General features: G+C 56.2%; 23 protein-coding genes, 1 tRNA gene and 1 pseudogene. 13 read left to right on the top strand and 12 right to left on the bottom strand.

The genetic code is table 11. The features are described from left to right. Window positions 1-342, bottom strand: a pseudogene (locus AB0T83_RS14685) (transposase); the annotation flags it as partial. A 32-nt stretch (window positions 343-374) separates the two neighbouring features. Between AB0T83_RS14685 and AB0T83_RS14680 the strand changes: the two are divergent. Continuing rightward, window positions 375-836, top strand: a complete 462-nt coding sequence (locus tag AB0T83_RS14680; protein WP_366193963.1) for a hypothetical protein — start codon at window positions 375-377, stop codon at window positions 834-836. Between the two features lie 347 nt (window positions 837-1183). On the opposite strand, the gene AB0T83_RS14675 is transcribed toward AB0T83_RS14680, so the two are convergent. From AB0T83_RS14675 to AB0T83_RS14665, 3 genes are all read right to left on the bottom strand, one after another. After that, entirely contained in the window at window positions 1184-1474 is a 291-nt protein-coding gene (locus AB0T83_RS14675; RefSeq protein ID WP_366193960.1) for a HigA family addiction module antitoxin, read from the bottom strand. Window positions 1475-1485: 11 nt separating this feature from the next. Beyond that, a complete protein-coding gene (locus tag AB0T83_RS14670) occupies window positions 1486-1767 on the bottom strand; it encodes a type II toxin-antitoxin system RelE/ParE family toxin (RefSeq protein WP_366193958.1) in 282 nt (93 codons plus the stop codon). Between the two features lie 692 nt (window positions 1768-2459). Continuing rightward, complete coding sequence (locus tag AB0T83_RS14665; RefSeq protein ID WP_366193957.1) at window positions 2460-4940, bottom strand: DUF4238 domain-containing protein; 2481 nt, start codon at window positions 4938-4940, stop codon at window positions 2460-2462. Between the two features lie 156 nt (window positions 4941-5096). On the opposite strand from AB0T83_RS14665, the gene AB0T83_RS14660 reads away from it, so the two are divergent. Together AB0T83_RS14660 and AB0T83_RS14655 are read left to right on the top strand one after the other, a co-directional pair. Beyond that, complete coding sequence (locus AB0T83_RS14660; protein ID WP_366193956.1) at window positions 5097-5246, top strand: hypothetical protein; 150 nt, start codon at window positions 5097-5099, stop codon at window positions 5244-5246. Window positions 5247-5348: 102 nt separating this feature from the next. Further along, window positions 5349-5528, top strand: coding sequence for a hypothetical protein (locus AB0T83_RS14655; protein WP_366193955.1), 180 nt, complete (start codon window positions 5349-5351; stop codon window positions 5526-5528). A gap of 102 nt (window positions 5529-5630) precedes the next feature. Here AB0T83_RS14655 and AB0T83_RS14650 read toward each other — a convergent pair whose 3' ends face one another. Continuing rightward, window positions 5631-6725, bottom strand: coding sequence for a tyrosine-type recombinase/integrase (locus tag AB0T83_RS14650; RefSeq protein ID WP_366193954.1), 1095 nt, complete (start codon window positions 6723-6725; stop codon window positions 5631-5633). A gap of 253 nt (window positions 6726-6978) precedes the next feature. Between AB0T83_RS14650 and AB0T83_RS14645 the strand changes: the two genes are divergently transcribed. The 8 genes from AB0T83_RS14645 to AB0T83_RS14610 all read left to right on the top strand — a co-directional run bounded on the left by AB0T83_RS14645 (window position 6979) and on the right by AB0T83_RS14610 (window position 17190). Beyond that, entirely contained in the window at window positions 6979-7515 is a 537-nt protein-coding gene (locus AB0T83_RS14645) for a helix-turn-helix domain-containing protein (RefSeq protein ID WP_366193953.1), read from the top strand. Window positions 7516-7519: 4 nt separating this feature from the next. After that, a complete protein-coding gene (locus AB0T83_RS14640; RefSeq protein WP_366193952.1) occupies window positions 7520-7816 on the top strand; it encodes a hypothetical protein in 297 nt (98 codons plus the stop codon). 4 nt (window positions 7817-7820) lie between these two features. Then, entirely contained in the window at window positions 7821-8720 is a 900-nt protein-coding gene (locus AB0T83_RS14635) for an HNH endonuclease (RefSeq protein ID WP_366193951.1), read from the top strand. After that, complete coding sequence (locus tag AB0T83_RS14630; RefSeq protein ID WP_366193950.1) at window positions 8720-9502, top strand: DUF3800 domain-containing protein; 783 nt, start codon at window positions 8720-8722, stop codon at window positions 9500-9502. The genes AB0T83_RS14635 and AB0T83_RS14630 overlap by 1 nt, the downstream gene beginning before the upstream one ends. Window positions 9503-9712: 210 nt before the next feature. Further along, a complete protein-coding gene (locus AB0T83_RS14625; protein WP_366193949.1) occupies window positions 9713-10102 on the top strand; it encodes a hypothetical protein in 390 nt (129 codons plus the stop codon). A gap of 66 nt (window positions 10103-10168) precedes the next feature. Beyond that, on the top strand, window positions 10169-11005 hold the full coding sequence (locus tag AB0T83_RS14620; RefSeq protein WP_366193948.1) for a hypothetical protein: 837 nt from the start codon (window positions 10169-10171) through the stop codon (window positions 11003-11005). Window positions 11006-11125: 120 nt separating this feature from the next. Further along, window positions 11126-15292 carry an HTH domain-containing protein gene (locus AB0T83_RS14615; RefSeq protein ID WP_366193946.1) on the top strand — a complete coding sequence of 1389 codons (4167 nt, stop codon included), beginning with the start codon at window positions 11126-11128 and terminating at the stop codon, window positions 15290-15292. After that, a complete protein-coding gene (locus tag AB0T83_RS14610; RefSeq protein WP_366193945.1) occupies window positions 15289-17190 on the top strand; it encodes a hypothetical protein in 1902 nt (633 codons plus the stop codon). Before AB0T83_RS14615 ends, AB0T83_RS14610 begins: the two co-directional genes overlap by 4 nt. A gap of 89 nt (window positions 17191-17279) precedes the next feature. Here the strand turns inward: AB0T83_RS14610 and AB0T83_RS14605 are convergent, their stop codons facing one another. The 5 genes from AB0T83_RS14605 to AB0T83_RS14585 all read right to left on the bottom strand — a co-directional run bounded on the left by AB0T83_RS14605 (window position 17280) and on the right by AB0T83_RS14585 (window position 20709). Then, a complete protein-coding gene (locus AB0T83_RS14605; protein WP_366193944.1) occupies window positions 17280-17570 on the bottom strand; it encodes a hypothetical protein in 291 nt (96 codons plus the stop codon). A gap of 29 nt (window positions 17571-17599) precedes the next feature. Beyond that, window positions 17600-19156, bottom strand: coding sequence for a relaxase family protein (locus AB0T83_RS14600; protein WP_366193943.1), 1557 nt, complete (start codon window positions 19154-19156; stop codon window positions 17600-17602). Next, window positions 19153-19623: a plasmid mobilization protein gene (locus tag AB0T83_RS14595; protein WP_366193942.1), complete on the bottom strand. Its 471-nt coding sequence runs from the start codon at window positions 19621-19623 to the stop codon at window positions 19153-19155. Before AB0T83_RS14595 ends, AB0T83_RS14600 begins: the two co-directional genes overlap by 4 nt. Continuing rightward, entirely contained in the window at window positions 19620-20477 is an 858-nt protein-coding gene (locus AB0T83_RS14590) for a hypothetical protein (protein ID WP_366193941.1), read from the bottom strand. The genes AB0T83_RS14595 and AB0T83_RS14590 overlap by 4 nt, the downstream gene beginning before the upstream one ends. A 155-nt stretch (window positions 20478-20632) precedes the next feature. Next, window positions 20633-20709, bottom strand: a tRNA-Arg gene (locus tag AB0T83_RS14585). 137 nt (window positions 20710-20846) lie between these two features. On the opposite strand from AB0T83_RS14585, the gene AB0T83_RS14580 reads away from it, so the two are divergent. Together AB0T83_RS14580 and AB0T83_RS14575 are read left to right on the top strand one after the other, a co-directional pair. Continuing rightward, window positions 20847-21878, top strand: a complete 1032-nt coding sequence (locus AB0T83_RS14580; protein ID WP_366193940.1) for a LacI family DNA-binding transcriptional regulator — start codon at window positions 20847-20849, stop codon at window positions 21876-21878. A gap of 84 nt (window positions 21879-21962) precedes the next feature. After that, the gene (locus AB0T83_RS14575; protein WP_366193939.1) at window positions 21963-22442 is read left to right on the top strand and encodes an RNA pyrophosphohydrolase; all 480 of its coding nucleotides are present in this window, start codon (window positions 21963-21965) and stop codon (window positions 22440-22442) included. Here the strand turns inward: AB0T83_RS14575 and AB0T83_RS14570 are convergent. Both AB0T83_RS14570 and secA read right to left on the bottom strand, forming a co-directional pair. Then, complete coding sequence (locus tag AB0T83_RS14570) at window positions 22439-23071, bottom strand: hypothetical protein (RefSeq protein WP_366193938.1); 633 nt, start codon at window positions 23069-23071, stop codon at window positions 22439-22441. The two genes, AB0T83_RS14575 and AB0T83_RS14570, sit on opposite strands and share 4 nt — an antisense overlap. Then, a complete protein-coding gene (gene secA / locus AB0T83_RS14565) occupies window positions 23064-25775 on the bottom strand; it encodes a preprotein translocase subunit SecA (protein ID WP_366193962.1) in 2712 nt (903 codons plus the stop codon). Before secA ends, AB0T83_RS14570 begins: the two co-directional genes overlap by 8 nt. Window positions 25776-25824 lie beyond the last annotated feature (49 nt).

Here is a 25824-nt window from a genome sequence, read left to right as displayed (position 1 = left end):
CGTGGTTGGCGCAGCATCCGGCTGGAATACGGTACCATCGACCCAGATCCGATGGAGAATGACCGCGATACGCCGAGCCAAGGCGACCATCGCGCGTTTGCGCCCGCGGCGTTTCGCGAGTTGTGCTCCCCATGTTCTCAACCATGTCGATCGACCGCGGTTCATCATGACAGTCGCCGCTTGGCACAGCGCTCGCCTCAGGTTGACGTCGCCTGCTTTGGTAATGCCGCCGGAGACATCACGTTCACCGGATTGGTTGCGCGAGGGCGTCGGCCCGACCCAAGGGCCGACCCTCTTCGATGAGGTGAAGCGAGCCGGATCATCTACGGCCGAACGGTAGGTCTGGTTGGTTGCACAGGCTGCAACGCCAATGCATGAGCGAAGCCAAGCGCAATGATACCCTATGGCGTGAGTGCATGAAGCATGCACGGGGCTGTCAGAACCTAAAGGAACTAATGGGGAGGGCCATGCAAACAAACGCGACATTCTACGAACCCCTGCCTGCCGAAGAAGTGTTGCGGGTTGTCGCGTCGGCATGGGAATACGAAACCCAAGGCAAGAACTGGTTCGGTATCGGGGGGCGTGTCAACTTCGCCGCCGACGAAGTTGATGACCTTGCCGCGCAATACCCACGAGCATTCGCGCTTCTCAGTCTTCTACGCCGCCATCATTGGGGCCGAGACTTCTACCTTACCAAGTCTTATGCAGCTTCAATTGGGTGGGCACCGAATACGCTCAAAGCTGCTCGGGATGCACTCGCTACCGCAGGGCTTATCATCTGCGTTCATCCCGGCGGCAAAGGCCCGAATGACCCGCCCGTGTATCGCTTCCCCTAAGGGGTCAGAATTTGACCCCAATAAGAAATTAACACCCTTCCCCCCTTTCTTCCCCCTTGCTTCTCTTCACCCCCGTCAGCGGCGATTTTGGCCGGGGGCATTGCGCCTGCCATTTGCTGGTGAGTGACAGGCCAAGCCCGGAACTGCGGCGCCTTCTCGATGAAGTCGGGGAGACTTGGGACGAACGCGGCTTCCGGCCGATCCGCGCCTTTGGGGCGGTTGAGCCTGACTGAGCGCGGCCGCCCTGTGTCCCCGCCCAGCGCGGTTTCGCCAAACGCCCCCGAAAACCGCCTCTCCGTCGATTTCAGGGCAGCACCCGGCGCAGCGCTGGGCGATTGGCCGGAGATTCAGGCAGCATCCAGCGGTTTGATGCCCGACACATCGACGCTCTTGCGGGCCGCGGCCATGTCAAAATTCGCCTGCATGTTGATCCAGAACTCCGGTGTAGTCCCAAGCGCCTTGGACAGGCGAAGCGCCGTATCTGGGGTGACGCCGGTTTGTTCCTTCACCAGCCGCTCGATGCGGGTACGCGGCACACCGATAGCCTTCGCCAGGCCAATCGCCGAAATGCCCAGCGGTTCAAGAAACTCGTGGCGAAGGATTTCGCCGGGGTGGCAGGGGTTGGTCATCAGTCCCATGGCATTTCCTTTCAGTGGTAGTCCGTGAACTCGACCTCAGCCGGGCCGTGTTCGGTCCAGACGAAGCAAAAGCGCCACTGGTCGTTGACCCGGATCGAATGTTGCCCCTTACGGTCGCCTTGCAGCGCCTCAAGCCGGTTGGCAGGCGGCACGCGCAAATCCTCAAGACTGCCGGCCGCGTCGAGCATGGTCAGCTTGCGGCGGGCAACCTTCATGATACCGGAGGGGAAGCCCTTGCTGGCCTTGTTCGCCAGAACGTCCCGGATCAGCTTGCCCTTGGTGCTCTGTATCATGGGGCGCAATGTATCCACTCATGATACATGCGTCAAGGTGTGATACACAGCGCACAACTGAGGCACGCGTGGCCGCATCCACAGTACCGCCCCGCCACACCCCACAGCCCGCCAGCAGGCCGACAAACCAATTCCTGAAGAAGAGAGAGAGAGGTACGCCCGACACAGCCAAAGCCTGCCACAGGCAAGCACAGCGCTTCTCAGGCCTGCCATGCCCCGCCGCCCCCCCCACCCCTCAATCTTGAGGAAGCGGCCTCGGGGGGACCGGGTGTGTCCCTTCATAAGACTCTCCGCAGATTTTAGATTTTTGTAAAAGTTGCCAGATTCTTCTGGATTTCTCCGGTACCTGTCTGTTTTTATGTACTTATATCGACTTGCAACCAAGACCTGAGCAAACGGAGCTTCAGTTCGTACAAGCGCTTCTTGTTGAAACTGAGGTTTGGGCCGCATACGCGTTCAAACAACCCTAAGCGGCCTAATTTGTCATTCATGCGAGCTGTTGCGCACCGCCGGTCACATCCCAAAGCAAACGTGACCTTGAGGACCATCAGGCCAACGGAGTACATGCAGGTCGGGCGGAAAGCGGGCCTTCGCCGCGGCAGGGCTGAATGGCCGATTTGAGCGGAGCAGACAGGCCGCTTTCGGTACAGAGCAACCCAGAACAACCGATAGGTCTACGTAGCCCTCCGGGCTCAGAGTTCCAAAGATTTCGGGTTGTTCGTTCGTGGTGCAGCATACCAACGCTCAATCAACGTCGCCATAGGGACGGAGTGCAGGTGGTGTTCAGAGCTCGACATCAGCAGTAGCCGATTGATGGTGTTGTCCTGAAAGCCTCCGAAGCGGAACACTGTTGTAAGGCGCGCCGCGACGGCGGGGACTTTGGCGCGGGCGATCAAGGATTTTATCGTGTCCCGCTGCCGCCGGAAACGTGCGGCGAGGTGTGCCTCGAAGTTCGGTTTCACCTTGTCCGCGGTACAGGCAGCCGTGTACGCGAAGGCAGCACGGAATAGCGATTCCATCCTACGGAACGACGGGTCGTCGAATACGTGGAATATCGCTTGGTGGCCTACCGGAAATTCGACTGGAGTCGATGAGATTTCGCTCTGCAACTGGATTAGGGCAGGGTTAGTTCCGAGGTGCCGCCTGGCGAGCGCAGCGTCGAGTTCTTTCCAGCGGAATGGACTGTCAGTCAGTATCTGGGCGCCGGTGGCCTGGGCCAAGTACATCGCCATCTCGAAGTTGGGGACCATCTTCATGAGTTCGAACTGGCCTCCCTTCGTGAGCGGGTCGTCCTGAAGGATGGCCAACTCGTCTTCGACCTTCATCTGTTCGATGAGATCGACGAGGGTATCCCTCCCGATTGGCTCCTCATCGCCAGCCACCTCCACCATGTGCTCAGCAAGGGCGTCCTTCGGCATGTTCAGCATCATGCGGCGCATGTCTTCTTGCATCACGGCCTTGAGCCGCGGGTCGTCGGAGGGGTCGAACTTTATGGTTCGGGAACGGGCCTGAGCCATTGCCATCACCTGGTCACGGAGGTGCAAATCGAAATCGCATGGATCCGGCATCAAGGTGATCAGCCCAGCTTCAACGAGCGGCATGAGTTGGAAGAAGGTCATCAGGGTCTTGAGAGCTTCGCCTCGGTACTGGCCAGGGTGCTCAGTGGGTCGCTTGTCCTTCTGCAGGGTCCGAGAGATCAAGAAGGGGTTCTGAATAATGACCTCACCGAAATATAGCGCTGCCCCGAGCGCGAACTCCATGATCAGCTTGGGATGCAGCGATCCTGTATAGACCGAGCGCATCTTGCCGTCCGGCTTGGGCAAGAGGGCCAGCAGGTCAGTCTCCAGCGGCCACAGGGCATCGTACAAGCGATACATCTGCGCGATCTTGTCGTCGGTCATCTCGCGGCGGATCGTGTCCCAATCCTTGGTCTCCAATTCGAAGAGCCGGGTCAGGGCGTCCATGAACATCATGTTGCGCTCACGGATACTCCTCTCCGTCCACGACATGCGCAGGTGCGCCGGTTTGTCCCGACAGCAATTCCCGAACGACTTGCCGGATCCACACGGACAGTAGTCGCGTGGCTGGAGCAGGGTCTTCGGCTCCTCCTTCAGAAGCCATTCCCGCGGCTTCTCCGTTCGCCCGAACTTGTCCTGATAACGGACATCTCCGTTCTCGAAGCGGGCATACATCTCTCCGCCGAACCGGTGGAGCTCGTCTGGAGGCGGCAAGAAAGTAGTACGCAGGTCAGCCCAGGACTTGGACACCACCTTTTCGGGGAAAATATCCTCCCGGCGGGACCCGGCGACATAGCGGTCCGCACGAGCCTTGATCACGAAGTTCACCTCGGCGACTTGATCGTCAGTGAGGTACCGCTTCCTGATGAAATTGATCGTCGACACCATCGTGGACTGGTAGTTCCGCGCGAACGTCCGCTTCTCTTCGGGGCGCGTCCCGGGATTCTTCGCGTATTCGAGGTTGGTCAGGATCAGGAGATGATCCGGCCCCAACGGGAAAAGCGTTTGCGAGCCCTTTAGGGCGGTTGACGGATCTTCGGGATACCGGTTGCGAGCGTCGGACGGAGGTATGGCATGATTGTAGACCGTGACAGGATGGTCGCTTAGGATGAATTTGACGCCGGCCCGCTCCGCCGAGACGATCTCCCGAACTCCGGTAGTCCAGGTCGTAACATTGAGCATGCGGATACCCTGCATCTCAAACATCAACTGGTTCTGGGCAACACCCGGCAACACTTCACCGAGCCGACCGATCTCCGGATACTGCTGGCGTAGCCATGTAAGACCCTTGGGCGTCCGCAACTTCTGGATGTCCAGGAATTCGAAGAGGTCCTGGAAATGTTGATGCCAAGCACCTTGGTCATCACCGCAAAATGCCCGGACCGCATCGGCACCTCGCTTGTCGATGTCACCGAAGAACATTCTCTCGATCTCGTCGTTGACCTCGACTCCGAAGAATGTCGAGTAGAGATCCTGAGTAACAAACGCCCGTGACGTGGGTGCATCGAAAAGGTCGCGGCCGCTGGCCACCGTTCCGTCCGGACGTTTGAAGGTGGGTGGGTTCAAGTCGAGGAGGAAATGCGTGGTTTTCCCTGGGGCGAAGAACCTCTCTTGATGCCATTGCGGGACATAGTGGTTCTTCCTGGTTACTGACATAAGTGCTCGCGACGTCCGATACGGGATATCCAACCATCATGATCTTTTGATCGAACACCCGTCAATGTCCGCCGTTAGCAGTGGTGAAAAGCTTCCCGAATGTCAGGAAACGGGGCGTAAAGCCGGCATTGAACGGTCGGCCATCGAGAGGCGGCTTTGGGCCGGGAAACCGTGGTGTTCATGCTCAACAAGGGGCGGTGCGACAATGGTGCTTTCGCGGTCGTCTGCGAGGCGCAGGAGAAGTGCAACCGCCTCTACGACGTGCTGGCCAACCTGGCTGACGGGCGCATTGAGGTCGCGCAGTAGGCACCTGAGATAGCCCGCATGCATCCTGCGCGACACCGGGACGGCACCGGCGCTCAGGCACCGGTTCAGCCAAGCTCACGAAGCGGCCTCAGCCCAGCGCCGATGCCCAGCTTTTCGGTCGATGTGCTTTCAGTGGTCGAATATCTGGAAGACCGGAAGGAATGCGAAGTTGGGCGTCACGCGCTGGTCAAGCTCGCAGGACGCTTGGCCGATCAGATTGCCAATGGTTCAGGCATCAAATTCGTTGCGAAGGAACAAATGAGGGAACCCTCCAGGACTTAGGGAAAATAGACGTTTTATGTCAATAAGTTAGAGAAACCGTATGGTGACCCCGGCAGGATTCGAACCTGCAACCTGCCCCTTAGGAGGGAACCGTTCATAGCGCTATTCCTTCTTTGATTTCTGCTGCTTGGGTGTTTGTACAGGGTCTTCCTGTACATGGTTTGTACGAAAACGGGCCCTGACATCGGCCTCATCTGTCTCTGCGTGGGCATAAATACGCATAGGCAAGTTGGGGTCTGACCAGCGCCCCGCCTTGGCCGCAGTGACCGGATCGACGCCTTGGCGGACCACCAATTCAGTGAAGAACCCGTGCCGACCAGCGGGGTGCGCAGAAAGGTACGGGATGCCAGCGCTCTTGCAGATCGTCTTCCAGCGCGTGTTGTAGCCGGTCGAGCTGCCATAGCCAAAGACGCGCGGCTTCATCAGTTTGCCGGTCTTCCGGTTCTTCGGGCGTTTCGGCGGTAGCGCGAGAAGCTCGTCCATCATCTGAGGCGAAACAGTGATCCAACTTTCCGGATGGCCCTTCTGCGCTTTCACGCGGACTTTGTTCTCATGCGGCCGGAGGTCATCAGGCTCCAATGATACGGCTTGATCAATCCTTGCCGCCGTCTCGAACATGAAGCGAACCAGAGCGGCGTTATATGGATCAGCGGCGCGGCAAAAGGCCTCAATCCATTCCTTGTCAGCTGGCGTGCGCTCGACGCGGCTGAGCTTCCCACGCCGCTTGTCCTGAGCGATCCGCTCAAACTTGTCGTAGGGCTTCACGCGGATTAGCGGCGTCCCCTCCAGCTCGTGCGCATTGTTGATCACCGCACTCGCTGGCGTCACGATCTCGCGCCACCAGGTATCGGTCGACGCCTTGGGTTTCAGCTTTGCTCCAAGGCTCTTCAATAGTGCACCAGAAATTGCGCCCAGCGACAGGTCGCCGATTGCTTCGACAATCGGGATCAACTGCTTCGCTGCTTTTGGGGACGCGTTGTAGAGCATAATTGCATCGGAGAACGTCTTGCTCGGTTCGTCGCCCACGACATAGCGACGGATCTGCCGTTGGGTTTCATGGTTTATCCAGTCCCGTGCGCCCACTTCTGTAGATGCCTTAGTGCTTCGCCGGTATGGGCCGGCGATTGGCCTGCCGTTGTATTCAATCCACCCCTTGGCCCAGTAGACACGGCCCCTCTTGTAAATTTGGAGCGGCATGACTGGCCTCCTTCAAAAATCGTATCAATCTGCGCTGGCGTGATCAGCATGGTTCGCCCAAGGCGATAAAATGCACCCGTCTCATTGGCGCGTTCGCGCAAGGTGCGTTCCGAAATATCGATCCCCATCCCGGCCATGACTTCGACCCACTGCGCGGGCGTTTTCCCAAGCCCCAGGATCTGAGAGCTGTCTGAATAGTTGGTCTCTGCCATTTCAGTCGTCCTTGTCCGCTTAAGTTGAATCAGCGACACGCATGGAATCGCTTGTTCTGCACCTTCTGACGTGGTCAGATGTGATTAACTGTAAATGTTCGTCATTTTTTGCAATGTTCGCGAATTTCGGCGAAGTAGTCAATTGGAAAATTCAGATGCCGCAGAAACCTGCTGATCTTTTTGCTGCAATGGGTGCTCGTCTCACCATTGCTCGCAATGAAATCGGCTTCTCACAAGCGGCCATGGCGGAAGCTATCGGTGTCTCACCGCGCGCGTATCACAGCTACGAAAAGGGCCAGCGCGGAATGCCTGTAGAAGCCTTGGTCGCGATGGGTGAACGGTTCGAGGTGGACGTGCCCTGGCTACTACTGGGCACCAAATCCATCAGGGCGGGGCATGATTTCGAAGCACTCAAACACATCGAAAGCTCGCTGGATAAGCACCTCTCCGAAGAGGGCATAAAAATCAAAAGCGAAAAGCGCGGGGCCATCGTCGCCCGTTGGTATCAATCGCATGTTGAAGGTCGTGAAGTGACGGATGATGACGTGCACACATGGATCGAGTTGGTAAGGGAGTAATCTGGTGAACAAGGCAAGTAAACGCTGGAACATGTTGCGACATTCAGTATTGGAGCGCACCCGCCGTGAGGTGATCGAACCTTTTGAGCCGCTTTACCTGACCTTCCTGGGAACCAGCGTGTTCTACCTGATTGGCTTGGGCCAACTATCGTTGGCACAACAGCCCACCGAATACTCGGTTTTGGCTGCGATCTCCATTATTGCCATCGCCACAGCTGGCTTGGCACTTCCATTTTTGACAGGTGCGGTGCTGACCTTACGCGCGGCCGATCGAAAACTGGAACGTCTTCAACGCGGGTGATCCGATGGCCTTCGGTATTTTCATCCATCGCAGCGACTCGATCTACGACGACATTCCCTCGGAGCGGTATCAGTTTCCCAAGCAATACCTCTCGCGTGCCCAACAGTGCGAAGGGGATTGGATCGTCTACCTGGAGCCAAGCAAGGTCAAAGAGACCAAAGGGTATTTTGCTGTCGCCAAAGTGCAGGAAATCATTCCGGATCCAAGGAAGCCGGACATGTTCTTGGCGGTCATCGAGCCAGGAACGTATCTTGATTTCGGCGACCCTGTTTCATTTCGAGACGAAAACTCAATCGTCGAACAAGGCTTGTTGAACGATCAAGGCAAGATTTCCGGGCGCGCGCAAGCCGCGGTCCGAACCCTTTCCGCTGAAGACTTTGCTCGAATTGTCGAACGTGGCCTTGGACGGGATGAGGACATCCTGCCACGCGTGGGTGACATGATGCAGTTGCCAGGGTTTCAGGACGCACAAACACCTTTCCAACACATGCCTGCACGGGAACGCGTCAACCAGCTGACCAATCGCGCGGTTCGCGACCGCAATTTCAGAAAGAATGTCCTGCGCGCCTATGGCGAACGCTGCGCCATCACTGGCTTGCGCCTGATCAATGGTGGTGGTCGCGCTGAGGTGGAAGCCGCTCATATCAGACCAGTAGAGCATGACGGCCCCGACATCGTTAGCAACGGGCTCGCCCTGTCCGGAACTGCGCATTGGATGTTTGATCGCGGCCTCGTTGGGTTGGCAGACGACCTGACAATTCTGGTTTCCCGTCAAAGTAACGATATCGAAGCAGTGACATCGATGATCAACTCGTCCGGCAAGATCTTGGTGCCGGGCCGCCTCGCTAACCGGCCAAGGACTGAGTTTGTAACCTGGCACAGAGAGAATTGTTTTAAGCAGTAATGGCCTATCTATTTTTAGACGACAGCAAGCATCATAGATCCGAATTCTCACTTGCCGCATTCGCCATTTGCGATGTGGATCCCACAGAAGAAATTAGCGCCCTTTTTCGAAAGCACGGCTTCGACCCGAGTACGTTCGAATTCAAGTCTTCAGCGACAATGAAAGATGACAATGATCTTCAAGCCCTGCGTGACAGCTTGAAGCACTTTATCGCACGCAACTGTCAAATGGCTCTGTGCGTTGTAGATAGTGCAGAAGACACTAGGAAATTAGGCCCAGCTTCGTTGACGCTTTTGCGTAGCGCACTCAAGCATCCCCTGCTCGAGGGGCAGCAGCATGAAGTTTTCTTTGATGAAGGCCTCTTCAAACATAAAAGTGCGGCCGAGGCTTTAGTTGCAGGCGATCCGGAGCTCGCAGGCTGCATCTTCCACTTTGAACAGGATTCCAAGGCGGTCATGGGTATCCAACTTGCGGACATTATGGCCCATACGTGCAGCATTATGCTGTTGGAAGCACTCGGTGACATTACCAAAAAGGTAATCGTTAACGTCCCTGGCGACAGCGTATATGATGGCCTCGAGGTCGAGCTCGGCTTCGAGATGTGGGCAGGGATCCGCTACGCATTTCTCAGCCAAAACAAGCCGAACCCAAAAGACGATTTCGACCTAGCAAACGTCGACGTTTATCCTTGGGGGTTATTCATTGATGAGAGCGTCAACGAACGAGTTGCTCCTGCGGCGATGGACCGATTTGGGGAGAACTATTTGGGTTGTATTCACTGAGGGTTCTAAGCGGACATAGAAGCTCCTAGCGGGAAACGTCGGCTTTGCTAGGAGAGAAGTGCGAGACGCCATTCGTTGACCTCCGATATTGGTTGATCACAAACTCCACATGACTGAAAAGGCGATAAAAAATTAAACCGATGCAGACAAAGACGCGAGCACCCAATGCCTTCAATTAACCTAACCGAGCGTAGCCTCTCTAGAACTCAGATGGAACAAAAGAAGCAGCAAACTAGCTTCTTCCCAAACCAAATCGCTATGGGGTCATTTGCTCCGCATTCGACATTAGTTGAGGTCGGGTGCTTTCGTACTGGTGACGTCCGCGACGCCTTGAAGGCAGAGGACTTAATGCCTGTTAGGAAGGACATTCAGGTACTCTGCCATGAGATGACTCACTGGTTTGACTTCTTCGGGACAACGTGGGGCAGGGAATATATTGTCGATATTTGTCGCGCCTATCGGGCATTGGAGCGTGGTACTGAAACAGAATTTCCGAAAATATTGAAATTGTTCGATATTGATAGGTCTGTTCTGTCCCCATTGTACTACCGCTTCACTAGCGCGCCATCGGTTGCGCATACGGCGGCCCGACCATGGTAGATAGACTATGTCACGGGTGCGGAAATAGACCCAAATGGGGCAACACGCGAAGATAGGCCAATCTTTATGGCCAAGTTCGGCGAAAATCCTTCGCGGCGGACATTTGCGAGACAGCCAGTATCAGTAGGTGCTCTGCTCGAGGTTAGGGCTATTGCATCGGAGATTGACGCAGCCCTCACCGCGATAAACACCCATCAGGAAGAAGGCCCTCGGATGGTTGAGATGACTCTTGCCAATGGGGAGTTCAATGAACTGGCCTACGATCATGATCTTATCGAATATAACACAGCTGCCCACATTCTATCGATTCAGGCAGGAACGAAGGAACTTTTCCTGAGTACGAGATTGGCAGCAGCACTTGCCTTTATAGCGTTAAACCTAAGGCATTCTGATTTTAAGAAAATCAAGATCCCTGACGCGTTTTCACGCTTTGGAAAGAGAAACAAAGCGTTCAAAAAGCGACAAGATAGAGGGTTCGCTTTTGTGGCCATGGTCTTCAATGGCGGTAGATACGATGGCGACGAGATGGAGTATATCGAGCGCTGTGTGGCATCGTCGAACCTTGGCACTCCTACTGCTATCGTTGAAGCTGCAGCAGAGGAGATGAGGAACCCAGTCTGGTTCTCAGGCGGAAATGAGAACACAGCACACTTTTTTCGTGAGTCGGCCATGAGTGGGCACATTATCGAAGCACATTCTGAATTTCCTCTTTATCGTCTCACGCTGCAATCTATGCTCGAAAAGCTCCGAGCGGTGTGTCCACCATTTCTTGATTCCGAGGCAAATTTTGTTCAACTCAATGAGGGCCGAATTGATGAGTATCAGCCAGAAATGATGCATGATGCGGCACATGCCTTACGGGCCTTTACTCGAAATCTCCTCACTGGGTGCCGGGGAATCTGAGTCCTCGCCAATGCAGTCCAATGGTCAAAGCTCGCACCCCATCCGAGAAATAGCTTTGAACCACCCAAAGGGCTATATAGCGTACTTACGTCTCCCGACTCATCTAGATAAGGTGCCGAAATGCCGACGCCAGTAACTACCGATCTTCCCCCACCGTCCAATTGGGATGAGTTTGAGATTATATGCGCCGATCTCTGGGGTGAGATATGGGGTGATCGCCACACCCAGCTATACGGTCGCCAAGGGCAACGGCAAAACGGCGTAGATATCAAAGGCGTGGACAATAAGGGCAAGCAGTGTGGTGCTCAATGCAAAGGTAAGAAGAATTGGCCCCCATCGAAGTTGACCATAAAAGAAATTGATAGTGAAATAGCGAAGGCAAAGAAATTTCGCCCTGAGCTAAACGAATTTATCTTACTAACGACTGCTTCGAACGATGTGACTGTCCAAGACCATGTCGCGGCACTGAACAAATCCAAATCCAGCGATATTGGTTTTCGTGTCGAAGTCTATTCATGGGATGAGATCCGTAGGCGGCTTTCGAACTACCCTGAGTTGCTTCAGAAGCACTATCCAAAAATTTTTAGGAAACCAGTTGCAGCTGAAGTTTTTGATAGAGAGTTGCAAAACAACTTAAACAAGATCGTCAGCGCGCGTTATTTCGGAGGGTTCGATACTGAGCAGAATGCTTTGCAGCTTTCTGAACGGCTTACACACGGAGATCTCTTGGATGCATCTCCCTCAACGAGAATGGCTGGCCTCGCCTGGTGCGCTCGACTGTTGTCGGTTTCCAACCGTGAAGTTGCTCAATCAGTTCTAGCCGCCGCCAAAACTCTCGGAACATGTGAAGAAATCGCAATCGCTGACGCGTTTCTGACCTCTGCAGAAGGTAAGGTGAGCGATGCGCTTGCTTCCCTTAATCGTATCGACACCTCAGAAACCCGATCAGCGGCATTCATTATCCAACTCAACCATGCCGGGCCGAGCGACGCGCTACGTTGGAGCGCTGAAGCTGGATATGGCTGGAAGGACTACGACAATGGGGGGAGAACACGGCTAATACTTGCTGCTTCAGAAACAGGAAACTGGAGCCTTCTAGAATCCTGTCTGGAGGCACTAGGCTCGGCGAATGAATCTCTGCCCCCGGCCCTCGCCTCCGTTTCTGCGCGAGCAAGCTTACAGCTCGCACTGCCGGAAGAGATGAGGGCATCCCTCGATCACACACCGCCATTCTTTGCCAGAGAATTCCGTCTGTCGTCTGCTGTTCGTGCTGACGGCTATCGTGATCAAGCCATCAAGTTGTTCCAGATTGCTGCAAAAGAACTACATGCCATTGGCCTGGACGGCTCTGCGTTGATCCAAGAGGACTTTGAGCTTTGGCTCAAGTTGTCCGCGACAAACAGCCGAGAAGACGCAAAGAAAGAGCTTAGGGAGCAATTAAAGGACAGAGCACTTAGGATGCGCCGTGCAAATTTGGCCCTCCAATTCGGCGTAGAAATTGATCGTGATCAATTAATGAAAGAGCTCGATCAGGAGATTGCTCGAAGTGGTGGCGGCAATATCGACACCGGGTGCACCGCTCTTGCAATCGCATTGACGGCTAGTTCCCCGAAATCGGCTCTTTCAGAGTTCAGAAAGCGACGTGTAACAATTGAAAGAGCTATTTCCGAAGAGAACTTGCTGGGTATCGAAATCGAGCTTTTGGCTCGAACTGAAATGGGTGTCGAGGCAAGACACCTACTTACCAACAAGCGCGAATTGCTTAGTGATGGAAAGGTCGACGACCTCGATCGAATGATAAGAGTTGCGGAAGGTGCCGACCCGTCAGCGTTGCTCAGGGCTCAGTACGAAGTAGATAATAACCTGCAGACACTCGCCCATCTGGTAGACGAGTTATTTGATAGCCAAGCTTGGCAAACGTGCCACAGATATAGTGCCGAACTATTCAAAAGGACAGAGAGCTTTGTCGATGCGAAACGATACATACGGGTTTTGACTGAAACAAAGCGGTTTTCGGATGCAGTTGGAGTATTAGACGCACATCCCCATCTCTTGGAAGATCGGGAGCTTAGGAAGGTCTTCTCTTGGTCCCTTTACGAGATAGGCGAGGTGGTCAGAAGCATCGAAATTGCCGAAGGAATGTTGTCGAAGGAGCATGACCCTGAGCTGTCTAGAATGTTGACCAACGCATATGTTGCGAAGGGAGACTGGGAAAAGCTTCCACAACAGATCGAAGACAGTTGGGACAATCGCGTCCAGCTGTCTGCCCAAGAGCTACTGCAAGCCGCTCAACTGGCACAAATCACAGGACACAGTCGTGAGAAGGAGCTTGTCAGAGCCGCTGTTGCAAAATCCGAGACGGATGGCTTTGCGTTTGCAGGTGCCTACTTTTTGGCATCCAAAGGCGGTTGGGAGGAAAGTGGTGAAGTCGCGACATGGCTTCACAAGGCGATTTCGTTGTCCGACGACGATGGTCCGATGTATCGAGCTGACTTACGAGAAATCGTAGACAAACAGCTGGGCTGGAATGAGCACGCCACTCGCACTGTAGACATGCTTCGCGCCTCTCAATGCCCAATATTTATGGCTGCAGAAGCGCTCAATCGACACCTAGTCGACTTCACTATCAGTCGATCGGAAGCAAATAAATGTGAGGATAGGCGGGCTAATGTCATGGCTATTCCCAGTTTTAGCGGAAAGAGACAACCCTTCTCTATTGACGAGACTGACGTCGGCCTTGACGCGACATCGCTCATGACGCTGCAGAGCCTAGATATGCTTGATGCGGTTTTTGAGCATTTTGAACAAGTGAAACTTCCTCATTCAACTATGGGCTGGCTATTGGAGGAGATTTCAGAAGTTAGATATCACCAACCTAGTAGGATCGAACGCGCCGAGGCCCTGCGCCAACTTATCCTAGATGGCAAGGTCAAGGTTTGCTCCGTACACCCTTTTCGCGTGACTAAACTCGAACAAGAGATTGGTGACGAACTAGCAGCTTTGGTGGGAAATGCTGACAGTGATCGCTCAAAAGGTGGTCTGGCGTTCGTCGTTCGAGGGTTTCCAATTTCTAAGGTAGGCAGCTTGGGCGATGAAACCGCCAACTTATCAGGTTGGGATCATCTATTCGTGTCAACGTCTTCTGTCGTCGAGTTTCTTCACCAGGAAGGTCGGATTTCAAGCAGTATACGCGATACCGCTCTTGAGTATTTAGCGCTTCAAGAAGCCTCCTGGCCCGAAGAAGGTGTTCTTAATAGCGATTGTAACTGCTATCTAGACGACTTGACGATCTCGCATCTGCAGCATCTCAACCTGCTCGATCTTTTCTGTGGTTGTGGTGTGAACGCGATGATTGACGAAACAACCCAAGCTGAAGCAATGGGGCTTCGAAAATACGAGCAGCATTTATCAAAGGTTGAGGCTTCTCTGGTTGAACTTCGTCAGACGCTGTCTCGCGAAGTATCTTCGGGTCGAGTTGCCGTCCTCGCGAACGACAGGGGCGAAGATAGTCCCGACGATGATCGACGGTTGTGGTCCCACCCTACAATGTCAGTTTTTGGTTCTATGACTTCACCTGATGCCATCGTGGTTGACGACAGATTCCTGAATAGACATGCAACGGCGGACAGACACGACGGTCGGAGCACGGTTTACTCGACCTTAGACATCCTCAAGACCCTTCAGACTAGCAAAAAAATTGCCGACGATGATTACTTTCGCGCTTTGAATGACTTGAGGCAGCGTGGGCATCTCTTCGTTCCAATAGAATTGGAAGAACTACGGGCTTACGTCGGCGAGGCGTCTATGAAGGAAGGGCAGTTGCGTGTCGGCCGAAACCTACTCCAAGTTCAAGCGTATTACCTATTTGCTAGATTTTCTGAGTGTCTCACAGTTCCAGACGACGTGCATTGGCTCCTGCAGTCAAACCGTATCGTCAACGATGTCATTAGAGAGCAATGGAAAGGTGCTAAGGACCTCCAATGCAGCAGGGCTATCTCTAGCTGGCTGTTTGATCTGGTTGATCTAAGGCTTTGGACGGGTGACAATGGTCCGACTGTTCAAGACAGCGGCGTCGAAGGTCTGTTGATCGCAAACATAGTGGGCCTATTGGCGACGCCTGAAGATGCATCCAAAGAAGAACGAGAAGCCTATCTAACTTGGCTGGATGAGGACATCGTTCAGCCCCTGAAAAACCGGCATCCAGAAGTTTTTCAAAAGATCGTCAGCTACTCGAAAGACTTAATGGAAAACATGCTCGCGGCGCAAAAGAGAACGGTTGATGCATGACTGATCGAGAGTTAACCCTTGCAGCCGTCGTTACATTGGAGCTTTTTCCTGCGTCTATCCGCGAAGCAATCATCGCAGAACACAGTTTCATGAGACAATTTGAGCTGCCGGTCTCAACAACGGTGACTTTTCTTCCCAATGGCAACAAATTCGAGGTCGAGGACCTGTATAATTGTGCCCAATCTGTGTTCGGAGGGACAAAACACGTTGAGCTCAAAGAGGCGGAAACTGACGATGTTTGGGTTGCGGATGGATTCGACCAGGAGCAAGCAACGTTCCTTTTAAGAAATGGGAAATCCGAGATCACTATTGGCGGATATTGGTCACTACAAGCCGATCCAGCTAAACGATTAAGAAGCTTTGAAAGCCTCGCTTCCGAGGTTCGGCTTCCGTGTAGTCTTGTCGTGCACTGGTCTGCAAAAATCAAAACGAGCAAGTTGAGCTGTCAGGAACTCGTTTTGCTTGAACAGGATATTGAACGGTCGTTTGTAGCCGTTGATTCGCAGATCCGCCGAGAGATCAATAGCGGAAGTAGCAACCTTGAAACGCTGGTATCGAGCGACCCCTTGTTCTGGCGAACGGCATACCCCACCACGACTGATGCCCCTGCGCTCACTCAATTCATAGAGCAGGAAGTTAAGACGCGGATTGTCGCAGGTACAAAGGCTTATGGGGTGAAGTTCTGCCCAGAAGCCTTGAGGCTTTGCATTCACAGTTCTGTTGCCACAGCCATCGGAAACGCGAGTCTTTCCAATGATGATTGCGCGAAGCTGGCCGAGCATGTGGAACGATCGGGGTCAATGTTTTCGAAGCTTGGGTTCGTTGAAGCCATGTTGGCCCGAGATGATCTCGACGCTTCATTACAGAAACGAGTTGCGGGTATAATTGACTTCGTTGTGGACGAGCCGGAAGAAGGTCGTTTTGCATTGCTGAGCAACCTGTTCTTCTTTGTGAGCGGCCGGATAAGCCTGTCGTCAAACTTCAACGGATCACCCGTTTTTGCCAGGCGCTTAGTCGAATTCTCTCACGCATCGTTTCTGGAGGAAATCCTGATATCTGAGCGGGTTGATGCAAACACGGCTGCTTTCGAACTGGCGCAGCGAGCTGCACGCCGCGCATTTGTAGTCGGCCATCTCGATGCTCATTCTGAAGCTAGATGGATGCCAGAGTTTGCTACGCCACACCAGCTGAAAGCAGAATTCATCTGTCGGATAAACAATGCCATCACAACCAAAAAATCCTCTCTGAAAGGTACCCCTCTAGAAAAATTCGTCTTGGAGGAATCCGATAAGAGGCTTTCGGATAGGTTGAAGTTTCCCTACTCCTTCCTTCCTGGCCCTCTCGAGGGCGGGACAGAACAAGCGGGGAGTTTGCCCGAGGATTGGAAGAACCTTATCGAATTGGAGCTTCGAAAAGACCCTCCAGGCTTGGGAGGCTTCAATGCCCTCGTTAACGGAGGTGCAGTTTTTAAACTTCCAGCAGAACTAGTCTCCCTATCTGTGGCAGCACTCAGGCGTATCGACCTCGCCGCCAACAATGATGAGAGTTTTTCAATTGGTGCCTTTATCGATGGCCTAGCACGCGTCGCTGCAGTCTGCAAAAATGAACAGCTTGCCGAGGAAGTTTGGCATTTGACTCAGAGAGTACTGCATCGAAAGCCAGAGGATTTGGAAAGTGGGGCTCTTTTCTCACTGCTAACGACGCTGTCTGCCGTTTATGAAATCTCGCGACGAGATTCCAAGCTAATTGAGATGATCGAATTTCTATCGCATTGCCGTTTGACCAAAGAACAAAGCTTCCACCTCGGTGCATGTATTGAAGATTTGCTGGATTTACGACCTGATTTTTGGGCGAGGCTTGGAAAAGCTGTCGCACTGCTCAAGGCTCAGCAAGTCTGACCGCCACTGTTGGATCATCTGATCAATGTCGGCGTTATCAAAAGACGTGTAATCTTGTGTTCGCGCAGCTAAGATCAGCGTGCCGACAGCTAGTCATTTTTCACTACAACCACCTGACCCACTTCCATTACTTGCGCATTCAATTCCAACTCGCGAATGACGTACTGACCTACACGGCCGGTGATATGGCGGCGGTAGGTTTTGCCTGTTTGGTCGATGAACAGGCAGCGAATGTCGCTGTAATTGCCCCAGACGCCAGCGATGGCCATTAGCGGGACGCCTTCGGGCAAGCGGTCGGCTTTTTCATAGTCGCGATAGTCGATGCCGTGTTCTAGGGCTTGCCGGAAACCGAGGGTGTATTGGGTGTGGTCAATTTGCATGTAGTGCCTTTCTGCGGCTTGGAAATTCGTCAAAGTGAATGTCCGGCGCTGCGGTGGCTATCACGGGCGTCTAGTTGTCTTTCAGCCGCTTCTCGGCGTCTTTCGCTAACTTCCAGCTGGTCTCTAGTCCCGACTGAAGCGTCTCGTAATTCTGCTCCTCGCGCAGCAATTCGGCCAATGTGGTGACGGACGTGAGATGTGATTTCATCAATAGCGCCACGCAATGCGCCAAGCCATTCACCTTGCTTTCGATCCTGCTGGTCGAGCGCTTCTCCAAGGCGTGCAATTCCTTGGCTGAGCTCTCGCAGGCCGTCACCAACCGTTCGACGGATTCGAGAAATTCGCGCTCCAAAGCTGTCAGGGGCTGCGTCATTTAATGCTCCTTGATTTCGATGCAGATGATTGGCGTTTGCGCCATCGTGCAGGTCTTCAATTCGGTCCGGTTCGGGTCCAGCGTCACCCATGTCTGCCCGGACTGTTCGATCCGTGTCAGGCCAAGTTCCGTCATCTCCGAATGCGCCATCAAACCCGTCCAAAACCAACTCGCCATCAGCACTGTCGCGATCTAGGCTGAGACCATCCCCACGATCACCCAGGGCGAGATCGTCAGCCAACGCCTGATCGTCTCGCTCCGCCTCTCCAACTCGCTCTTGCTGTCGCTGAGAAAGAACCTGATATCGGTCTCGATTGTATGCAGCGCGCTGGTCGCAATGCTGCCGAAATCGCTCCTGAAGCTCTCTAGCTGAGATGTCATCAAGGCGGCGTGGTCGGTCCGGATCGTCTCTAGGTCCGCGTTCAATCTCTCGGCGAGGCGGTTCGGCTTGCCAGTCGTCATGGAAAATCTCTCCTTTCAAACGCCAGCGCTCACCGGTGTCGGGGTCTTTGGCGGTGATGTAATCTTTGCTGGCACGGGGGATCTCGAAGCCCACGTCAGTGAGTGCATCGATCATGCTGGCACGGTCGGTGATTGTGCCGACGCTGATCTGATCGAGGATCCAATCGTGCAGCGCTTCGCGACCTTGCGCGCGCGTCGGCGCTTCAATCGTCGCCCTCACTTCGCGAGCGCGATCTGGCTCCAAAGGGTCTGCCCAACCGTGCGTCTTGTTCATCAAATCACGCAGGCTGGAAAAGGCGTTTTCATGGCCTGGCGGCGCGATGTTCAGTGCCTTCCCGGTGCTGAGCTCAAGGCGCGGAGTGCAGAAGTGCAGCTCGACGTTGCCCTCATGCGAGTGGCGCACCCAGAGGCAGTCGTATTGATCCCTGTCCAGCCCAGCAAAGGCTAGAGCCTCAAATAGCTCAATGGCCTCTTGCTGGGCGTCGGGACTGGGATCATCGCTCCCGGCAAAGCTGATCACGCCTGCCGTGTAGCTCCACTTGTTGAGACTCGCGTCGATCAGGTCGCGGGTCTGATCGGGATTGCCCTGCAGCACCTCGGGCAACGGGTCGCGGATCTTGGTTTGCGGCTGGCCGTTGTCATCGCGGATTAGGTTGCGGTTCTCGTCATAGGCCAGAACTTCGCGCGCTGTCAGGTAATCCACGGGAGCGGCACCGCCACCAGTGCCGGTGGAGAAGAACGAGATGATCATTCGCCACCGCCTGTGCGTGTCGCCACGATCTGCGCCAGTTGCCGTTCGATGACTACCAGTTGCATCGCCACCTTGAGCGCATCGATCTGGCTTGCGCGGCCGGATTTGACCGCGCCGTTGATCCAGCGTGACAGCTGATTGAGGTTGCCGCCTACACGGGCAATCGCAAAGGTCACCTTCGGGTCAACTCGGGGGACGGGCTTGCGTCGACGTGCCTCGGTTAGCCCCAAGGCCTCGCGCATCAGCGTGGCATTGGGCAGGCCAGCGGCGCGCGATTTGGCCACAAGCGCTGCCTTTTCCGACGGTGTGCATCGAAAGATCACGCTTTCGGAAAGGCTCACTTTGACGCCGCTTGCGCGCGTCTGGTTGGGGTTTGAAGGGGAGGCTTGCCGCCCCTCACAAGTCCCGCCGATGTAATCGGTGGGTAACCTTGCTGTCTGTTCTTTGTTGGGATTTGTCACACTCATGCTCTCAGCCCCGCCGCTTCGATTTCAGCAGGGCTGACAAGCTTTGCGGCCAGCAACGCAGTCACTTGGCCGGGCGTGATGTGGCGGCACAGCGGATGGCGGTCCTTGACCCAGTCAGCCAAACCTTTCAGCAATTCGGCCTCTTTGGCCTTGCCAGCTTCTCGCGCCTCCTCAACGTCGTGAAGGTATTTTAGCCAACGTCCAGACGTGAACCAGTTGTCGGAGAAGCACACCTTGGAACGGGTGAATCCTTCGCTCTCGGTCGCATAGGCCCGCACGGCGTCCTCGAGGTCTTTGGCGCCGACTCCGTCGGCCAGCGCCTGGCGGATTTGTGAGAGGCAAACCGCTTTGCCGCGAATGCGATCCTCGGGATAGGCGGACAAAATCTTTTCTGAAATCTCATCCTCCACCGCCGCCTTCGCGTGCGAAGGATTTGGTTTTTGATATGGTTTATATCTGTTCTTATAGGATTTGCCCTCAGGGGCAGATGGCTTGCCCTCAGGGGCAAATGCGTCATTTTCCCTTTCGGTCGGATCGATTTGCCCATTTGGGCAAATGGAGTTGCCCAAGGCATACCAGCAGGTCCGATCGTAACGATCGTCGCTGAAGTTGCCCTTGATGATCAGCTCTGCGCTGACCAGCTTTTCGAGCGCTGTTCGGATCTGCTTGTCGCTCAGATAGGGGAACAACTCACCAAAGGCCGAGATCGAATTGTAAGTCCAATACCGCCCGTCTCGAAGGTTGCGGCGATTGGCTTGGTTCTTCTCGATCCAGAACACGATGTTTTGGAAAATCACCGCTGCGTTCAGGCCCACTCGCCCGGCGATTTCGGGATCAAAGCTATGGCGGCTCATGATTGGCCTCCGAAATACGCACAAACGTGCGAACTTTGTACAGGTTTTGTACGAGAAATCGGCCGTTTCAGCCGATTTCGCCGCGAAAGCTGACGGGACTTTTCGCAAGCTTGCGCACAACGTCCTGTAAATAAGCCACATTTTTCAGGTGTTTTTGGTGACCCCGGCAGGATTCGAACCTGCAACCTGCCCCTTAGGAGGGGGCTGCTCTATCCAGTTGAGCCACGGGGCCACGGGCGTCTTTTCGCCGGAAGCCGGCGTCTTCGCAACCCGCAGACTTGCGAAAAACGCGCGCGCAACAATCTTAGCCGATTGCGGCGCGGTCGAAGTTAGCGCTAGACTCGGGCAACGCAAGCGAAAGGCACGGGCATGACGGCACAGACACGGCGACCATTGACGCTGAGGGATGTTTCAGAGGCTTCCGGGGTCAGCGAAATGACTGTCAGCCGGGTATTGCGCAACCGCGGTGACGTGTCGGACAAGACCCGCCAGAAGGTGCTCGATGCGGCCAAGACGCTGGGCTACGTGCCCAACAAGATCGCCGGCGCGCTGGCCTCTCAGCGGGTGAACCTGGTGGCGGTCATCATTCCGTCCATGTCGAACATGGTCTTTCCCGAAGTCATGATGGGCATTTCGGAGATCCTGGACGACACGCCGCTGCAACCGGTGGTGGGACTGACCCACTACAAGCCGGAACGCGAAGAGGCGGTCCTGTATGAAATGCTGTCATGGCGACCCTCGGGTGTGATCCTGGCCGGGCTGGAGCATACCGACGCGGCCCGCGCGATGCTGGCCGCCGCCGGTATTCCGGTGGTCGAGATCATGGATACGGATGGCGAGCCGGTCGATGCCATGGTCGGCATCTCGCACCGGGCGGCAGGGCGCACCATGGGCGAGGCGATCGTGGCCGCGGGATATAAGCGTGTCGGCTTTCTGGGCACCAAGATGCCGCTGGATCACCGGGCGCGGAAACGGTTCGAGGGTTTTACCCTCGCGCTGGCCAAGGCCGGGCTGGAAATCGCGGATCAGGAATTCTACGCGGGCGGTTCGGCGCTGGTGAAGGGGCGCGAAATGACCGAGGCCATTCTCAATCGCACCCCGGACATCGATTTCCTGTATTATTCCAACGACATGATCGGCGCGGGCGGGTTGTTTTACTGCATGGAAAAGGGCTATGACATTCCCGGCAAGCTGGGGCTGGCCGGGTTCAACGGGGTCAACCTGCTGAAGGGGCTGCCGATGCAACTGGCCACAATGGACGCCTGCCGTCTGGATATCGGGCGCAAGGCGGCGCAGATCATCGCGGCCCATGCGCTGGACGGGGACGGACCGGAGGGCGAGCGTGTCACCCTGATCCCCGACATCACCTTTGGAGACACCCTGCGCCCGCCGCAGGGCTGACCGGGGCCTGCGCGCAACTGGGCTCTTGCACAGTTGCCGAGGGTGCGCGACACCCACGGCATCCCAGTTGCATCGGAGGCTGCCATGACGCCCGACGAAATCTCCGCCCTGCCCTATCGCCCCTGCGTGGGCATCGTACTGGCCAATCGCGCCGGCCATGTGTTCGCGGCGCAACGCATCGACACCGCCAACGCCTGGCAATTGCCGCAGGGCGGGATCGACGAGGACGAGGATCCGCGCGAGGCGGCCCTGCGCGAGTTGCAGGAAGAAACCGGGATCTCGCCCAAGTCGGTCACCATCGAGGCCCAGACCGACGACTGGATTTCCTATGATCTGCCACAAGAGCTTGTGGGCAAGATCTGGAAAGGCCGGTTTCGCGGGCAGAAGCAGCTGTGGTTCCTGATGCGGTTTCAGGGCGCCGATTCCGACATCTGCATCGACACCGAGCATCCCGAGTTCAGCGATTGGCAGTGGATGCAGCCGGGCGACATCATCGACAACATCGTACCGTTCAAGCGCGCCACCTATGTGCAGGTGTTCAACGCCTTCCGCAACGCGCTTTAGCCTGCAGGATCCAGCGTCAGGCGCAGGGTCTCGCCGTTGCGGTCGCACGACGGCAAGTTGACTGTCAGCGCCACTGCGGGGCTGTTTGCGCGATGCAGGCGCAGGGACAGTTCCTTGCCGCAAGTGGTTTCGGTCACCGGCAGGTCAAGGTGCACCGGTTGGCCCGTCACGGGCAGCACCCGCGCCCGAGGCAGACCGCCGGGAAAGCCCATCGGCTGCGCCGCCGCATCGCCGGAGGACAGGCGCACGGCGTCGACGGGTTGCGCCCAATCCAATGCAATGAACGCCACGGCGGAGTCGCTTACGGGCACGTCGGCGGAAAACACACGGTCGGCACTTGTGAGGGACAGCCGCGAGATCCCCGCAAGATGCGGCAGGGTCAGGTCAAGCTGGCCGTCGATGCCGGTTTCTTCCACGAAACGGATCGGCCCATAGGACAGGGCCACGGCGGCATAGGGATCGCAGGGCAGACGAAGCGCAAGCGCAATTTGGCCCGGCGCTCCTTCTGAAAGATCCAGCGTCCCGGCGCAGTCCTCCGCCTGTGCCGCCACGGGTCCGGCCAGCAGGGCCAGAAACAGCGTCAGGCCCCGAAGGGCCTGACGTGAATGGGTTTTCCGCCGATCAGGCAAGACGCCCGTGGCAATGCTTGAACTTCTTGCCCGAGCCGCAGGGACACGGTTCGTTGCGGCCCGGATTGCCCCAGGTTGACGGATCGTTTTCGTTAAACCCTGCCGCCGCTTCGCCGGCAGGCTCGGCTTCGTCCGTATCGGGCGTCGGTGCCGGGGCAACGCGGCCCTGTGCGGCGGCCTGCTGCTGCGCCAGTTGCGCCATCATCGCCTGACGTTCTTCTTCGGTCAGAGGACGGATCTGGGCCAGCTTCTGGGTGACTTCCTCGCGCAACCCGTTCAACAGCCCTTCGAACAACTGGAAGCTTTCGTTCTTGTACTCGTTCAGCGGGTCACGCTGTGCATAGCCCCGGAAACCGACAACCGACCGCAGATGCTCCAGCTTCAGCAGGTGGTCGCGCCACTTGCCGTCGATGGTCTGCAGCAGCAGCTGCTTTTCGATGTTGCGCATGTTCTCGGGGCCGAAATCCACCGCCTTCTTGGCCATGAATTCGTCCCCGGCCTTGTACAGCCGTTCGCGGATCTCATCGGCGTCGACGCCCTCTTCCTCGGTCCAGGCGATGACCGGAAGATCCTGCCCTAGCTTGTCCAGAACCTCGGCATAGAGTCCCTGTCCGTCCCACTGGTCAGCATAGGTCTTGGGCGGGATGTAGGTCTCGACCAGATCATCCACCAACTGGTGGCGCATGTCCTGCGTGATGTCGTTGACGTCGACGGCTTCCATGATCTCGCGGCGCTGGCCGAAAATGGCCTTCCGCTGATCGTTCATCACGTCGTCGAACTTCAGAAGCTGCTTGCGGATGTCAAAGTTGCGGCCCTCGACCTTCGCCTGCGCCCGTTCCAGAGACTTGTTCACCCACGGGTGCACGATCGCCTCGCCTTCCTCCATGCCCAGACGGCTGAGCATCTTGTCCAGACGCTCCGAGCCGAAGATCCGCATCAGGTCGTCTTCAAGGCTGAGATAGAAGGACGAGCGCCCTGGATCGCCCTGACGGCCCGACCGGCCGCGCAGTTGGTTGTCGATCCGGCGGCTTTCGTGGCGTTCGGTGGCCAGAACGTACAGGCCCCCGGCGTTCTTGACGTCCTCTTCATCGGCGGCATGGGCCGCTTCGATGCGGGCGCGGATCTCGTCGGGATGGGTGTCGGGGTCGGCGGCGATGGCCTCCAGCACCTTCATTTCGACGTTGCCGCCCAATTTGATGTCGGTGCCGCGACCGGCCATGTTGGTGGCGATGGTGACCGCGCCCAGCTTGCCGGCATCGCCCACGATCTGGGCCTCTTTCTCGTGTTGGCGTGCGTTCAGCACGTTGTGCGGGATCTTGGCCTTGGTCAGCAGCGACGACAGCTCTTCGGATTTCTCGATCGAGGTGGTGCCGACCAGAACCGGCTGGCCCTTTTCGTTGGCCTCGCGGATCGCCTTGACGATCGCCTCGTACTTTTCGCGCCCCGTGCGATAGACCTGATCGTCTTCGTCGATCCGGCTGATCGGACGGTTGGTGGGAATTTCGACCACGCCCAGCTTGTAGATTTCCATGAATTCGTCGGCTTCGGTGGCCGCGGTGCCGGTCATGCCGGCCAGCTTGTCGTACAGCCGGAAATAGTTCTGGAAGGTGACCGAGGCCAGCGTCACGTTCTCGGGCTGAATCGCGCAGCCTTCCTTGGCCTCGATGGCCTGATGCAGACCGTCCGACAGACGCCGCCCGGCCATCATCCGGCCAGTGAATTCGTCGATCAGAACGATCTGACTGTCGCGGACGATATAATCCTTGTCCTTGTGGAACAGCGTGTGCGCCTTCAGCGCCTGGTTCACATGGTGCACCAGCGTTGTGGATTCCGGATCGTACAGCGTCTGGTCGGGCGGCAGCAGCCCCAGCGAGGCCATGCGCTGTTCGAGGAAATCGTTGCCCTCTTCCGAGAAGGTGACGTTCTTGGTCTTTTCGTCCAGCGTGTAATGCGCGTCCGTAAGCTCGGGGATCAGCGCGTCCACGGCCTTGTACAGATCCGACCGGTCCTGCGCCGGACCCGAGATGATCAGCGGCGTCCGCGCCTCGTCGATCAGGATGCTGTCTACCTCGTCGACAATGGCGAAGTTGTGCTCGCGCTGGCTCATCTGTGCCAGCTCGGCCTTCATGTTGTCGCGCAGGTAGTCGAAGCCCAGCTCGTTGTTGGTGGCATAGGTCACATCGGCGGCATAGGCGGCCTGCTTTTCGGCCTCGGGCTGCTGCGGGTAAACGACACCGCAAGTCATGCCAAGCGCCTCATAGACCTTGCCCATCCATTCGGCGTCGCGTCGGGCCAGATAGTCGTTCACGGTGACGATATGCACGCCCTTACCGCTGAGCGCGTTCAGATAGGCCGGGAAGGTGGCGACAAGGGTCTTGCCCTCGCCGGTCTTCATCTCGGCGATATTGCCACGATGCAGGAAGATCCCGCCCACAAGCTGCACGTCGAAGGCGCGCAGGCCAAGGGCGCGATGCGCGGCCTCGCGGCAGTTGGCGAAGGCTTCGGGCAGCAGCTTGTCCAGATCCTCGCCGGCGCGCGCCCGTTCCTGCAACTCGACGGTCTTGGCCTTGATGCCCGCGTCGTCCAGCGCCTCGTATTCCGGCGCCAGATCGTTGATCTTGGTCACGATCGGACGCACCGATTTCACCAATCGGTCGTTGGGCGTGCCAAAGACTTTCTTCGCGAGTGTTCCAATGCCCAGCACCATGAGTTCTCCGCTTCCCTCGCCCGTCCCGATCCGGCAGACACCCGGG

The organism is Meridianimarinicoccus marinus, assembly GCF_040689105.1.
Classification (GTDB): Bacteria; Pseudomonadota; Alphaproteobacteria; order Rhodobacterales; family Rhodobacteraceae; genus Meridianimarinicoccus; species Meridianimarinicoccus marinus.
This window is presented reverse-complemented; position numbering and strand designations above follow the sequence as displayed.